The sequence below is a fragment of the Anaerocolumna xylanovorans DSM 12503 genome (assembly GCF_900143645.1).
GTDB lineage: Bacteria > Bacillota > Clostridia > Lachnospirales > Lachnospiraceae > Anaerocolumna > Anaerocolumna xylanovorans.
The window spans coordinates 220,050-233,802 of sequence record NZ_FRFD01000003.1 but is presented as its reverse complement, the minus strand read 5'-3'; the positions used below and the strand labels follow the sequence as shown (position 1 = coordinate 233,802).

General features: G+C 40.3%; 11 protein-coding genes. 1 reads left to right on the top strand and 10 read right to left on the bottom strand.

The window, feature by feature from the left end; translation table 11 throughout:
- Positions 1 to 6: 6 nt before the first annotated feature.
- The 6 genes from BUF11_RS01080 to BUF11_RS01055 form a co-directional block, all read right to left on the bottom strand.
- The gene (locus BUF11_RS01080; RefSeq protein ID WP_073586963.1) at positions 7 to 795 is read right to left on the bottom strand and encodes a sugar phosphate isomerase/epimerase family protein; all 789 of its coding nucleotides are present in this window, start codon (positions 793 to 795) and stop codon (positions 7 to 9) included.
- A gap of 466 nt (positions 796 to 1,261) precedes the next feature.
- Positions 1,262 to 1,873, bottom strand: coding sequence for a starch-binding protein (locus BUF11_RS01075; RefSeq protein WP_073586962.1), 612 nt, complete (start codon positions 1,871 to 1,873; stop codon positions 1,262 to 1,264).
- Between the two features lie 23 nt (positions 1,874 to 1,896).
- Positions 1,897 to 3,630 carry a glycoside hydrolase family 13 protein gene (locus BUF11_RS01070; RefSeq protein WP_073586961.1) on the bottom strand — a complete coding sequence of 578 codons (1,734 nt, stop codon included), beginning with the start codon at positions 3,628 to 3,630 and terminating at the stop codon, positions 1,897 to 1,899.
- Between the two features lie 43 nt (positions 3,631 to 3,673).
- Positions 3,674 to 5,008, bottom strand: coding sequence for a maltose ABC transporter substrate-binding protein (locus BUF11_RS01065; protein WP_073586960.1), 1,335 nt, complete (start codon positions 5,006 to 5,008; stop codon positions 3,674 to 3,676).
- Between the two features lie 37 nt (positions 5,009 to 5,045).
- Positions 5,046 to 5,891 carry a sugar ABC transporter permease gene (locus BUF11_RS01060; protein WP_073586959.1) on the bottom strand — a complete coding sequence of 282 codons (846 nt, stop codon included), beginning with the start codon at positions 5,889 to 5,891 and terminating at the stop codon, positions 5,046 to 5,048.
- A gap of 3 nt (positions 5,892 to 5,894) precedes the next feature.
- Entirely contained in the window at positions 5,895 to 7,247 is a 1,353-nt protein-coding gene (locus tag BUF11_RS01055) for a carbohydrate ABC transporter permease (protein WP_242952290.1), read from the bottom strand.
- 564 nt (positions 7,248 to 7,811) lie between these two features.
- Between BUF11_RS01055 and BUF11_RS01050 the strand changes: the two genes are divergently transcribed.
- Entirely contained in the window at positions 7,812 to 8,738 is a 927-nt protein-coding gene (locus BUF11_RS01050; protein ID WP_073586958.1) for a LacI family DNA-binding transcriptional regulator, read from the top strand.
- 7 nt (positions 8,739 to 8,745) lie between these two features.
- On the opposite strand, the gene BUF11_RS01045 is transcribed toward BUF11_RS01050, so the two are convergent.
- The 4 genes from BUF11_RS01045 to BUF11_RS01030 form a co-directional block, all read right to left on the bottom strand.
- Positions 8,746 to 9,282: a GNAT family N-acetyltransferase gene (locus BUF11_RS01045; RefSeq protein ID WP_073586957.1), complete on the bottom strand. Its 537-nt coding sequence runs from the start codon at positions 9,280 to 9,282 to the stop codon at positions 8,746 to 8,748.
- 64 nt (positions 9,283 to 9,346) lie between these two features.
- Positions 9,347 to 10,093 (bottom strand): DUF4886 domain-containing protein, encoded by a 747-nt coding sequence (locus BUF11_RS01040; RefSeq protein ID WP_073586956.1) that lies wholly within the window; start codon positions 10,091 to 10,093, stop codon positions 9,347 to 9,349.
- Positions 10,094 to 10,330: 237 nt separating this feature from the next.
- A complete protein-coding gene (locus tag BUF11_RS01035; RefSeq protein ID WP_073586955.1) occupies positions 10,331 to 11,509 on the bottom strand; it encodes a glycoside hydrolase family 5 protein in 1,179 nt (392 codons plus the stop codon).
- Between the two features lie 7 nt (positions 11,510 to 11,516).
- Positions 11,517 to 13,742 (bottom strand): AraC family transcriptional regulator, encoded by a 2,226-nt coding sequence (locus BUF11_RS01030; RefSeq protein ID WP_073586954.1) that lies wholly within the window; start codon positions 13,740 to 13,742, stop codon positions 11,517 to 11,519.
- Positions 13,743 to 13,753 lie beyond the last annotated feature (11 nt).

Below are 13,753 nucleotides of genomic sequence, written 5' to 3'. Positions count from 1 at the left end.
AAAGTCTTAGAAAAGCGCTCTCTCCTTCAGCCATTTCACAGATTCCTTAAGGCTTACAGCTGTTTTAGTCTCTAATACGCACCTGCTCCCGGTATTTTCTGCAATGGAGAGCTTTTCAGAAAGATTTATCTCTCCTGTTCCTAAGGTAAGATGGTTTTTCTTTTCTATAGCATCATGAATGTGAAAATGCTTTAGCCGCTTCTGATGGTCCAGAAGAAATTCTTCATCTATGCCGTCTGCTGCATGGGAATGCCCAATATCCCAAGTCAAGGTAAATGCAGGGCTTTTAAGCAGCAATTCGATTCCTTCTTTTTGAAAAGGCTGATATCCGTCCGTATTTTCAACGGATACCGTAAGGTTTTTGCTTCCTATAATCTCCTCGCACCGGTTACGGAATTGTTCCAGCTTTTTAAAATAAATATCCTTGTGTTTTTCAAACAGATATACCTTTTTATCCGGAAGGGTAATGTAAATTCCTTTATGCATGTGCATATTAAGCAATGGTACTCCAAGCCTTATGGCCGCTCTTAAAGTTTCATATACGGTTTCTTCATATGCCTTTGCCACCCGGTTATTAAAATCACATACATTCAGATTCTCATCCAGATGGATGGTATAGTATATCCCATATTCTTTCGACAACTCCGCAAGATAGCTTATGTTTTGAAATGATTCTTCCGTATATTGAGGCAAATTCATATTAAGCTCAATAAACTTAAGTCCCAGGTCATGACACAGCTCTGCATTTTCTCTTAATGTATCAAATTCAATTAATGTCGGCATTCCATATTCCATCTGTAGTATCCTTTCGTAACCATGTACAACATTGAACACAATCGAAAATAAATCTTTTATGCAAAAGTAATTATACATTATTTGCCTTAATAATACAAATACCAAGAGCCTTAAGCCTTCTGCCCCGGTTAGATAAAATGAATACTTACTATAAAAGGTGACATATAGCTGTCATCTTTTTTATGATGGAGAACAGAATTTTATCGAAAAGCAGTCTGTCTGCGATTCTAATATAATTACGGCTAATGGCTCTGCAACTTTAGAATTTGCAAAAGAAATCCTGTTGCTATTGAACGCAAAGCCGGAAAATACTGTTTTAGATTGGTACACCCTCAATAAGTCGGGATATTACAAAGAGTAACAGAGCAATATCTCTGTTCTTTAACATAAAAATTACACTGTAGTTATATTTGCCTCTATAACCACAGTGTAATGAAATAAAAATCTCTTTACAATATATTATATATTATGCTCTGCTCTTTTTGCTATGAACGGAAGCAATACCATAAACTACTACAGCCCCTGCCATAAGTACGATAGGAAGAACACTGAAAGATTCTCCTGTCTTAGGAACATCTTTTACTGCATCATCGGATGCTGCTGCAGTTGACTTCTCTGTTGATTTATCAGCAGCAGCTTCAGCTGCTGCAAGTGCCGGCCAGCCTTCTTCGGGCTCTGTATAGAGTACAGCTTCCGTGCCGGATACTCCCATGTCATTATCCGCAGCTTCTCCGCCTACAACAATCCAATATTCCTTACCGTCTTTGGATACATCATTTACATTACCGGATTGAGGTGTTCCGGACTTTGCACTAAATACAAGGTTTAAGTTCACAGTGGCATCAAAGGTATAGGTATACCATCCGTCCCCTTCTTCTTCCATAGCTGTTCCCGGCCATACTCCTGCTGTTTCACCGGCATCACCCCAGTTATAGACATTCATGCTTCCCCATTCTGCTCCGTCCTTTACATGAATTGTAACCTTATTACCGGCAGCCTGTGCCTGTAAACCGGACCCGGAAGTGATTACAATCGCTGCAAGTAAAACTACCATTACTTTTTTCCATAAATTTTTCATAACTTTACCTTCCTTCTTTTTATTTAAACGGTTTTCAGATAAAGGGAGGATACAGCAGGTATTAAAAATCTTCCAGCCACTTTTTCCACCCGGGTTTCTGCACCGCTTAGTAACTCTTTTACAATTGCATTCTCTTTTTCAGGCAGTTCAAATAGCTTATCTTCTTCTGTATTATTGATAACTACATAGATAGTTTCTTTCTCAAAGCTTCGTTTCATAATAAAGAGATTATTCTCGCTGTGAAAGCTGATAGTACCATGCTTTAATGCTTTTTCTTCTTTGCGGATTTGGATAAGCTTCTTATAAAAGTCATACAAAACCTTATCCCAATGCTCCCTCTCCCAGTCAAAGCCCCTTCTGCAGCCCGGATCATAAGCTCCCGTCATTCCGATTTCCGTTCCGTAATAGGTACAGGGGATTCCTATATAGCTAAACAAAAAGGCTGCGGCATTCATAAGATATCCTTTATTCTCTTTGCAGGTATAAAGGAATCTCTCTGTATCATGGCTGTCTAAAAAGTTTAGCATGGCCTCATTTACCTGGTCTGCATATCTCATTAACAAGGTAGCAAGTCCCTTCTCAAACTCCTTCGCTCCAATAATATTTCTGGCAAAGTAATCCATGCACAGCTTGGTTACCGGATAATTCATCACGCTGTCAAACTGATCTCCCATAAGCCAAGGATAGGCATTGTGCCAGTTCTCACCGATAATAATCGCATCCTCTTTGATACCCTTTACGGTATTTCGGAATTCTCTCCAGAAGCAGTGGTCGATTTCATCCGATACATCCAGCCTCCAGCCGTCAATATCGAATTCCTCCATCCAGTATCTTACGGTGTCAAAAAGATATTTCTTCACTTCTTTATTGGAAGTGTTTAATTTCGGCATATAAGAAATATATCCAAAGGCTTGATAGTTCAAAGGATTCTTACTCAAAGGGTAATCTTCTATAAAAAACCAATCATGGTAAGGAGATGCTTTTCCCTTTTCTTTTACATCCTTAAAGGGCGCAAAGCTGTCACTGCAATGGTTAAAGACGGCATCGAGAATTATCTTTATCCCCTTTTCGTGGGATTTTCTGACCAGCTCTCCAAAGACCTCCTTATCCCCAAAATACTTGTCAATCTCTCTGTAATCCACCGTATCATACTTGTGATTGGAGGGCGATTCAAAGATGGGCGTCAGATATAAGCCGTTAATTCCAAGCTCCGCCAGATAATCAAGTTTCATTAGAATTCCCTTTAAATCACCGCCGAAAAAACTCTTTGGCTTTGGCTCGGAATCCCAGGGTACCAGGTCCTTAGGTGAATTCTGTTCATCACCGTTAAAAAAACGTTCCACAAAAATCTGATAAAATACGGCGTCCTTTACCCAAACCGGTTCCCTATGTACATCTGCTTTATTGATGTAAGGATACTGAAAGAAATAGCAATAGGACATATCATCGGGAAACTTCTCTAAAAATCCGCCCTCTGTATAGCAAAAGCTTTCTTCTTTTCCTTCTATTTTAAAATAATAGCCAATCCGTGTATCTGTGAGCTCAAGATTCGCCTGATAATAATCATAGAGATTATCCGTTAGTATCTTCTTCATCGGGACTGTCTTATAATTCATCCAGTCGTATTTGATACCGTATACCAGCTCTATCCTAAGAGCATCGTCTTTTGCTGTCCGAAGACGTATATGCATTGTATTTTCTCCGTAGGCATGAGCATCGCTGCTCTTTGGAGTATGATTGATTGCTTCTAAATTCATGCTGTTTTTCTGCCTTTCTGTTGTAGTGTCTCTTGTAGTTTTCCTATTCGGTTGTAAGCATGGTCTTCCAGTCCGAGACTGCCTTCTCTCTTCCTTCTTCCGGTGTCAGGGTACCGTCAAAGACTGCCTGGCACACACCTGCGGATATGGTCCAATAGAAGGATATACGCTGTACGGAAGGCATAGGGTAGGAATTGGCGAACTGATCCACAAAAGGCGTTATATACTCATCCGCCTGAAGTCCCTTGATATTGCTGACATCTTTTAGCGTTGTAATTTTATTTGCCTTTTCATACAAAAGTTCTGCCCCTTCATCACTTACTAAAAACTGTGCTAAAAGCTGTGCGGCCTTTGGATATTTGCTAAAGGCAGATACATGCGCATTCTGCACTCCGGCAAAGGGAGTCATAGGTTTTCCTTTATAGGTAGGAAGAGAGGTTACGCCAAAGTTTACTCCGCTGCTCTTAAATTCCTTGATATCCCAGGGACCTGATATCTCATAGGCTACCTTACCGTCTTCAAACTGGCTTCTTAAGAAACTGACATTACCAAGGTCCGTTGAGCTTACCGGCACGATATCGTGAAGCTGCTTAATAAGGTCAAGCCCTCCCTCAAATTCATCGGTGTCAAAGCCCGGATTGTCATTATCAAGTCCATCCTTGCCAAAGAGACGAAAGCCCTCTGCGCTTAAGAAAGGATAAATCTTATACCCGTCACCAATGGTGCTAAGGAAATAGAATTCATTTTTGTCCGTATTATTAAAAGACTTCGCCTTTTCCATGATTTCTTCCAAGGTCCCCGCAGGTTCATCCCCCACAATATCCTTGTTGTAGAATAAACAGCTGGTCTCTAAGGATACCGGCACTCCATACAGCTTCCCATCGGAAGTTACTGTTTTAATACCTACCTCATTTACCCTCTCTGTTAGGGTGCCTGCAACAGAATCCTCCAACGGTAAAAACAGACCTGCCGAAACTCCATGCTGAAAAGAATCATGGGGACTCATAAAGACATCTGCTCCGGTACCTGCCGGACCGCTTAAGGATATCTTATCAATGGCGCCAAGTCCCACTTCTTCTACCGTAACCGGCACATTGTATTTTGCCTGGAACTTCTCGGCTACTGCCTTGCCAAATTCTAAGTCCCCTGTCCAGAACAGGAGCTTTGCACCTTCCTCCGGAACCAGTGCGGTATCCTCATCTCCCGGTGCTGTGGCTGCGGCATCTGTGGCTTTTGTGTCTGATGTATTCGTGTCAGTTGTTTTCGTATCCGCTGTTGTTTGATTTGCAGGTGCTTCCTCCGGCGGAAGCTGCCTTTTACACCCGCCAAGCATTGCTATCATGGTAACGATTAGAAGTAATGACAGAGTTTTTTTCATTTTATAATGCCTCTTTTCTTTATAATTTCAGATCTCTTTATCCTTTATTGGCTCCTGCTGCTATACCTTCCACCAAATATTTCTGGAATAAGAGATAAAGGATCGTAATTGGTATGGCAATTAGTACTGCTCCCGCTGCAAAGGTTGTAAAGTAAGAGTTTTCATTTCCGGTTATCATAGCATACAGCCCCACTGCGATGGTCTTCGTATTGGTCCCCGTAAACAGGAGGTTGGGAAGAATATAATCCATCCAGGGTGCCATGAATTGGGCAACGGCACAGTAAACAATAATCGGCTTTGCCATAGGAATTATAATCTTAAGGAAGGTGTTGATTTTAGAACTTCCGTCTATGTAAGCTGCCTCATCGAGAGAAGTCGGCACTCCGTCAAGATACCCTTTGACCAGCCATACATTATAGGGAATAGCTCCCGCCGAATAAACCAGGACAAGCGACAAAGGGCTCTTATTTAATCCAAAGGTAATAAAAAGGGTATAGATTGCCGTCATGGATAAGAAGCTGGGAAACATGGATAATATCAGCATTGCCATAAGCCCTGATTTTCTTCCCTTAAACTGAAACCGGGAAACCACCCACGCCGTTATCAAAATCAGGATAACGGATACAACTGCATTTAGTACTGCAATGGAAAGACTGTTCCGAAACCATATCATATAGTCTGTTTCCTGAAATAAACGAACATAATTCTGCAAGGTTAGGTGCTTTGGTATTAAGGAGGACCCGGTAAGGCCTGTTCCCTTATGAAAGGAGGACATTACAATCCATATTACAGGTATCAGAACAATCAGGGAGGTTATTATAAGCTCTGCATTTACTAAAACCGCCTTCAGTATCCTGGTTGGACTTTTCTTCTTACTTTTCATTTCCTACACCTCCTTAAAAGCACTGCTTCTCTTAAAGTTCCAGAAGGATACGCTTCCTACCAGTAAGAAGAGTATGATACACATGACTGCAGCCATATCATAGATCTGATTGTTCAAGGTCAATTTATAAATCCATGAAATCAGAATATCCGTGTCTCCGGCAAGCTGGTAATTGGGATTGACCGGTCCGCCTTCTGTTAAGAAGTAAATAGATCCGAATCCGTTAAAGTTCCCTGCAAGATTCATAACTAACAGTGGTCCTGTTGCCTGAAAGACCAGGGGAAGGGTTATCTTTTTAAATACCTGGAGATCTCCGCCGCCGTCTATCTGGGCTGCCTCGTATAAACTCTTGTCAATGTTAGAAAGGATACCCTGTATCATAATCATGAACATGGGAAATCCCATCCAGAGATTCACGAGCACAACGGTTACTTTTGCCAGAAAGGGGTCCGTTAAAAATGGAATTCTCTTATTCGTCACCCCAATGTCGATTAAAAACTGCCCTAAGGGACCAAACTGTCCGTTTAAGAGATTCTTAAATACCAGGAGGCTTATCATCTGGGGAATTGCCCAGGGAAGAATCATAATACTCCGGTAAAGTGATTTTGCTTTTACATGTTTGCTGTTTAACAGTACCGCCTGAAACATCCCGAAAAAATAAGTGGTAAAGGTTGTAAGCAGGGACCATATGACGGTCCATAACAGTACCGAGAAGAAGGTTCCCGACCATATCGGTACTTTGAACAGCTTTACAAAGTTTGAAAAGCCCACCCAGTCTATAAGGCTTGCCGGCGGCAGGTGGTTCTTATTATAATTCGTAAAGGCTGTCAGAAAGGAAAACAGTATCGGCATCAGTACCATAAATGCCACCAGGATAATTACCGGGGTCAGAATGATATAGGGAAAGGATTTGCTTAGGGTATGCTTTAGATATTCCTTCGAGGTGGTATATACCCCCTTTGTATCTATCTCTTTACCGGTAAAATAAGCATCCCGTAGATTCCAGATATATATCAGCAAAAAGAGTGCAAGCACCATCACACTGATAATACCCTCTATCATAAGCATAGTGGAATGATCCCCGTACCTTGCCCCCGCTTTGTCTCCCAGCGTAGTAAGTCCCCAGATACCTCTGGTAAAAAAACCGCCATATATTCCAATTCTAAAATTTCTGATATTGCCTGCGAAATAATCCAGCCAATATCCGGAAAAGCCTTCAATGCTAAGCAAAATAATCTCTATACAAAAAAGCAGGAGACCTTTTACTCTTTGCTTCCCTATAAAGAACTGTCCTCCGCCCCACAAAAACGCTGATATCAGTACCGATGCTTTTCGTTTCGTCATGTTAATATTCATGCCTTTCCTGTACCTGCAAACTTTAGACCGCAGGCGCAAACTTGTGTGTGAAAATTGTCTTTTAATTTTCACACTAGCTCCCATTACATGCTGCGTCTGCTTGCAGATGCAGCACTGCCACCAATCAGGGTGTGAATTATGTTTTTCAATAATTCACACTATCCCGTTCTTGGATATCCGTTAAATCCTCACGCCAACACAATTGGCTATAATGAATAATTTATACTCTGCTTAAGTAGTACTTAAGCGCTTAATCTGTTCATAGAGTATCACCTTTTTTCTGCCTTGTCAAGTAATATTGCATAATTTATTCTATGTATTTTTTGATTTTATTATCTATATTATACATATTTTTAACTTAAGTATTATTTTGTTAAGTAGTTTATATCTTTAATAATCCCTTATAAATCAAGGCTTTCATAGAATTTATCATTAAAATTTAAGTTAATTAAATTTTCACCCATTGTGCTATTTCCATAATAAAAGCTTATTTTTCCCCTTATTGAAAGACAAGTTATATAATGTTATAATTGCTTTATTATGCGGGAAAGGCAGTGTCTGTTTATGAAAAGAGAAAAGGTTACAATGAAGGACATAGCGGATAAACTGGGGTTGTCCCTTGCAACGGTATCCTATGTCATCAATCATTCGGAAAAGGAAAAAATCAGCCATGATACCCGGATTAAGGTACTGGAAACCGCCAAGAGCATGGGTTATGTACCTAACCAGACTGCCAAGTCCCTTGCCAATAGAAGAAGTAATCTGGTAGGGATTATTGTGAACTTAAGCAATCCTCCCTCCTCTAATCTAAAATACCAGTATTTAGATTTAGCTGCCGAGCTTGAGAGGGAAATTTACCTTGCGGGCTATGATTCGATTCTTTCCGTTGCTTATGAATTGGAGAATATTGAAATGAAATACAAGCACTCCCTGGAAGCTGTATTTATCATAGATATTAACGAGAAATCCCTAAAGAAGGTTACGAGCAAATATTATGTTCCGGTTATTTTCCTGGATTGTGATTTTGATGAAGGCTTATTTTATAAAATACTCCCCGATTATGAAACTGCAATCACCCAGGCAAAAGCACTCTTAAAAGAAGAGTCTCCCTATCTTGTTATGGATAATGTAACTAACAGAACTTTGCGGGAGCGGATTACCGACTGCTTTGCAAAGGAAGATATTTATATCCATCATGGTAACTGCGGATTGAAGGAATTTCTTTATGCAAAAAAGAACCGAAAGGGTATCATTATTGGTGATATCCTCGGTTCCGAGGTAGAACGGTATGTTGATAATTCCGATATCGCCATCATTTCTTCCAATCAGGATACGGATATACTGATGGCTGATACCAGAAGAATTATAATCAGTAACAGGCAAAAGGCAAAGATTGCTGTTGAGATATTAAAGAAACTTATTACTTTGGACTATGATGCCGCAGGACATACACAGATACTGCTTAAGCCTGACCTTACTTCATCGGAGTAGGAATTTATTATAGTTCTTTGCGAAGGGAAATTATAGAAAATGTATTTTCACTATATTCTTTATCGCCATAAATACCCATTATCTTATTAAAGCCATTATTACTCCAAAAACGCAGACCTTTCCAATTTTTCAAGTATACACCAAGCCCAATTGATTTCCATCCTGCTTTTTTACATTCGTCACAAATTGCTTTTATTACCTCTTGTCCATATGCCTTTCCCTGAACCTCTTTATCTATTACAAAAATACTTATCCATATTGTATCTTTATCCGGATAACCATGATATAAATCAAAGAATCCTATAATCTGACCATTCACTTTTTGAATTGTCATCATGTAATAATCAGATATATCAGCATTCTCTATAGGGGGTAGATCACCATTAACAATACAATCTTCTATATAATCTTTTGGAAAATCATCACCCTCCATATGTATTTTATCTTCCCATGATGCACATATACAGTTAAGTTCTTTGCTGTCTTCTAAAGCTGCCTTTCGTATAACCAGTCTTTCTGTGCTCCATCTATCGGATAATCTCATTTTTTCAACCTCCAAATATACTGTAGATTATCTTCCGTTCACAATACTATTACGCCCTTATATTTTAGTAAAAGCAGGCGTTCACACCTTCTCTTACTATCTTAAGAAGCTCTGTATCTGTTTGTACATCTTCCCCCGCAGGAACAAAGGTATTGAGAAGAATATCACCATTAAGCAAAGTCTTATACCAGGTCAGCGCCAGTGCATAACGCCCGTAAGGTATATTCATATGATAGCCGTCACGGCAGAGGCTCATGCCGCCATTTCCATAGTCGAAAGCCGGAAGCTTTCTTAAATATTGGATCACATCACCGCAGGGTATCATCTTTAAAGAAAGCTTTTCTGCGGCAAGGCCATAGGCCTTCATTAGTGCTTCATACATCTTGTCCTGGCTGCGGTCATAATAGCCATATTCCTCATGATCCGAATCCCTCTCATAAGCCCATGTCTTATGTATCCACTGCTTTGCACCGGGTACCAGACTGGTTACATACTCTGAGAGCTTTTCAATATAGGGGTAATAGCTTTCCGTAAGGCCGCTCTGCCCGCTGCACTGCTGCAAGGTTACGATATCCCACTCTTCTTCCACAAGCGCTTCTTTTATAGATATCTTTCTGTCAGTATGGCTTCCGTTTAACTGGTAATCATAGTCAGCAATATTTCCTTCCACATTGTTCCAGTGTCTTTGTAAAGAACAGCCGCCGATATAGAGATTTACTACTTTAATGTCATCTCCTCCTGCTTTTGCTATCTGATATAGATATGCCGTAGCATCTTCTGAAAAGCTGTTTCCAATTGCTAAAATTTTCATATGTCCTCCTTATAACCAAAAGCTGGCTCACTAAATATGTGAACCAAGGTTCACCCGCTGAAAGAATCTGTTATGCAGTATTCTCTTCTTTCACTTTTTTCGTGCTTATATTTCATCTATGGCTCCCATATGCGTGCTTTAGCACGCATATAAAATCAGGGGGAGTAAAAGATTTATCTTTTACTCTTTACCTCACCTCTATCATACCTCAAATATCCCTGGCATAAAAGATTAAAATCACTTTTCCGGAATATTTATCTTCTCTTTGTACTCCTCAAAGCGTCCGTCACTATACAGGTTTACGGCCTTTGTAACAACTTCTTGTTCGGTAAAGTGCTCTGTTCTTAAAACCTCTCCCCATTTTAGCAGAATCTCTTCATAAGAATCGTTTTTGACATCTGCTTTGGGGAGTTCTTCCACATACCAGAAGAAGGTTTTAACATCTTTTGTGCCTTTATAGGACCATGTTGTCCAACTAAGTCCCTGCTCATTGCACATAGAGATTCCATTCAGGTTCTGGAACTCTCCGACATAGCCTGCAACACCATATTTCTCCCTGGTCTTAGCCATGGCAAGAGTCCAATTATGAAAATTCTCGTCATCATCGTAAAGATGAGTCTGGTACATCATGTTGTCCCAACCCATTTCTTCCGGATCCGGCAGATTGGATACCCGCCAGATACCCTCTGCGGTTATAATATGCTCTTTATCAATTTTACGGATGGCCTTTATCATTCTGTCATAAACAGCATTGCTCATCTGCCAGCTTTCTTCCTGAAATGGGTCATAGCTGTGCTCTCCTTCGTAACCACCGTTATTCTGTGGTTCATTCATAATGTCGTAAACCGCAACAGTCTTATTATCTTTATAACGCCCGGCAATGGCTATCCAAAGCTTTTCCATGCTTTTTAAATGTTCTTCACTGGTATAGAGGTCATTTCTGCATAGGGTTCCGCAGCAGTGATCCATACTCTGACCTCCCGGACAGCCATGCATATCCAGAATCACATAGATACCGTACTTTTCGGCAATTTCTATTACCCAGTCCAAACGTTTAAATCCGGGATTTTCAGAAAAGTTCTCTTCTATCCAGTTTCCTTCTTCCCCTGTCATAAAGTTTCTGTACCAGAAAGGAACACGGATAGCATTCAGTCCTTTATCCGCAATGTTTTGTATATCCCATTCGGTTATCCAGTTGTCCTGGTAGCTCTCTATTAATTTCTGCGCCTGCTCTTTCCCAAATCTCTCCTCCAGAATATTTAAGGTATCAAGGTTAGCCCATTTGCGGTCTTCTCCGCTGACCGGACACATCCAGCTCTCCTGAATTAACCATCCCCCCAGATTGACACCCCTTAGTACAATTTCTTTTCCGTTTTCTATTAATCTTCCGTTTACAACTTTCATCTTTGTAACCATGCTCCTTTCATCCTTTTTCCTGATATTCCTTTGGTGTAACACCCGTGGCTTTCTTAAAAGCCTTGTGAAAATAAGAAGTACTGGAAAAGCCCACTCTTGCTGCTATTTCATTAATGGACAGATTCTTGCCTTTCAGCAATTGCTTTGCCATGTCCATCCGAAGTTCGCTGATGGTATCCTTTATCGTAGTTCCATTCGTCTGGGAGTATACCCGGCTGATGTAGGGAACAGACTTATTCATTGCACCTGCAAGGCTTTCTACGGAAAAATCCGGGTCCTGATAATGACTGTATATATAATTTTTTATCTGCTCATAGAAGCTCTCCTGCCTGGCGGCCTTTTTCTTTTCCAGCTCTTCTCCGATTTTATCAAAGAAGCTGTAGAAACTTTCAAGGAATTCTTCCTTGGATTCCAGTTGATGAAGCATCAGCACCATATCCGCATTTTCAAAGGAACCGCTGATGCTATTCTTCCTTAAAGTATTTACGGTATTATTAAGTGTTACTACCAATCTGGCCGTTGCCATATTAAATATTGAGATCGGATAGTCCTTTAGCTCCTCTGTGATAAAGAGAAAATACTCCTTCGCTTCTGCAATCTTGCCTGCCATCAGCGCTTCCATCAGCTGTTTTTCTTTTGAAAGAGGATATTCGTATTCATTGGCTTCCTTCGTATTAATTAACTTGGCATCAATAAAACTGCCCTTTGGGAAAAAGACTCTGTGAAGTACCCCTTCGGACACCTGGCGGTACAGATTCATAATCTGCTCCGGCTTCCTGCCGTCACTGCTTAACACCGGAGAAAGTGTAATATTAAAGTAACCTGATACTACAGTCCCTGCCTGCCCAAGCTTCTCAATAAACTGTCCTCTGTCAATCCCCACAGCGGTATTGATAAACAAAATAACGTCATTTTCTCCCATATCCGTACCATGTACCGTATATTCCTCCCCCAGTACCTCCGTGAACACATTGATTACGGCAAATTTTATGGCATGCTCCAGTTCCTTATCCGGCCGCTCTGCCACATCTTTATACCTGCCGATACGTATGAGCAGAAGTTGCAGCTCTTTTTCAAAGTCCAATTCCATATTTATCTTTCGAAAATAATTGCGCAGATATTCCTTATCCGGTATTTCTTTGGAGGAGAGCAGGTCACTGATGTATACACGCTTTAGGATATTCTTGGCATTTCTCCTCTCACGCTCCAATTCCCTGATGTCTGTTTCCATCTCATAGATGGGATGGTACAATCTTCTGGTTATCCAGAATGCCAGGAGGATACTGAATATAACAAACACAATGCTTACAATCATAGTGAGCACCTGAATATTCTGTATGCTCTCCTGCATTGTTTTATATTTGGTCAGGCTGACGTACTGCCAGCCGTATTTATCCCTCTGGCTGTATACAAAAAATAGCTTTTCTCCATTTACCGTATCAGTAAAGTATCCCTTTTTATCTCCCTTGGCTACTATCTTATTGATATATCCGGCTGTAGAATAATTCTTTAGCATATCAAACTTCGAACCCTCGGAAACGATATTGCCTTTTTCATCCACTATAAAATATTCCGAGTCATTTTTCAGATTCTCCTTAAAGGAATCCAAAAGATAACCGGTATTAAAGTTTATCAGCACTCCGCTGGTATCCGGTTTATTCGTATAGGAATCATACATAAAAAATGTGTAGAAATAATTTGTCTTTTTCTTCGTTTTTGAATAATATGATCTGGGAATTGGCTTAAAAGGCTTATAATCCTTAAAATTTGTTATAACCTCTCTGGCAGAAGCATCTAAGAAGCCCTCATTAAGCTTTTCATAACCATTCGCAGTAAGTTCAGAATAGTCACTGCCCCCTTCGACATATACATAATGATTGTATTTGTTATAGATATAGATGGATTCTATATAGGGTATGGAGGCCCTGTAAGTGCGCAGCTGTCCAAAGGCCGCACTCATGTCATTGACATTAGGCTCTTTTACATATAAGAGTTTCGTTATATTCATATCGTGATATATTTGATTTCCGATTTTAACAGCCACCTCCGACAGTTTGGATACCTGTCCCTGCTGGCTGTTAAGCTGCTCTGCCCTGGCCTGGTATTCATAATGCATCAGAATGGATTCAAAATTGGAATAAAGTACGATAGAGGTGAGTAAAATTGCTAAAACAACGCAAAGCGTGATATTTAGAAATAATTTCGAAAATATACCCTTTTTAAATAAACGCATCTTCTCTTCCC

Bases quoted from the DNA above. Each gene is read 5' to 3' on its own strand.
- BUF11_RS01080 (WP_073586963.1), bottom strand. From the start codon at position 795: ATGGAATATGGAATGCCGACATTAATTGAATTTGATACATTAAGAGAA.
- BUF11_RS01075 (WP_073586962.1), bottom strand. From the start codon at position 1,873: ATGAAAAATTTATGGAAAAAAGTAATGGTAGTTTTACTTGCAGCGATT.
- BUF11_RS01070 (WP_073586961.1), bottom strand. From the start codon at position 3,630: ATGAATTTAGAAGCAATCAATCATACTCCAAAGAGCAGCGATGCTCAT.
- BUF11_RS01065 (WP_073586960.1), bottom strand. From the start codon at position 5,008: ATGAAAAAAACTCTGTCATTACTTCTAATCGTTACCATGATAGCAATG.
- BUF11_RS01060 (WP_073586959.1), bottom strand. From the start codon at position 5,891: ATGAAAAGTAAGAAGAAAAGTCCAACCAGGATACTGAAGGCGGTTTTA.
- BUF11_RS01055 (WP_242952290.1), bottom strand. From the start codon at position 7,247: ATGAATATTAACATGACGAAACGAAAAGCATCGGTACTGATATCAGCG.
- BUF11_RS01050 (WP_073586958.1), top strand. From the start codon at position 7,812: ATGAAAAGAGAAAAGGTTACAATGAAGGACATAGCGGATAAACTGGGG.
- BUF11_RS01045 (WP_073586957.1), bottom strand. From the start codon at position 9,282: ATGAGATTATCCGATAGATGGAGCACAGAAAGACTGGTTATACGAAAG.
- BUF11_RS01040 (WP_073586956.1), bottom strand. From the start codon at position 10,093: ATGAAAATTTTAGCAATTGGAAACAGCTTTTCAGAAGATGCTACGGCA.
- BUF11_RS01035 (WP_073586955.1), bottom strand. From the start codon at position 11,509: ATGGTTACAAAGATGAAAGTTGTAAACGGAAGATTAATAGAAAACGGA.
- BUF11_RS01030 (WP_073586954.1), bottom strand. From the start codon at position 13,742: ATGCGTTTATTTAAAAAGGGTATATTTTCGAAATTATTTCTAAATATC.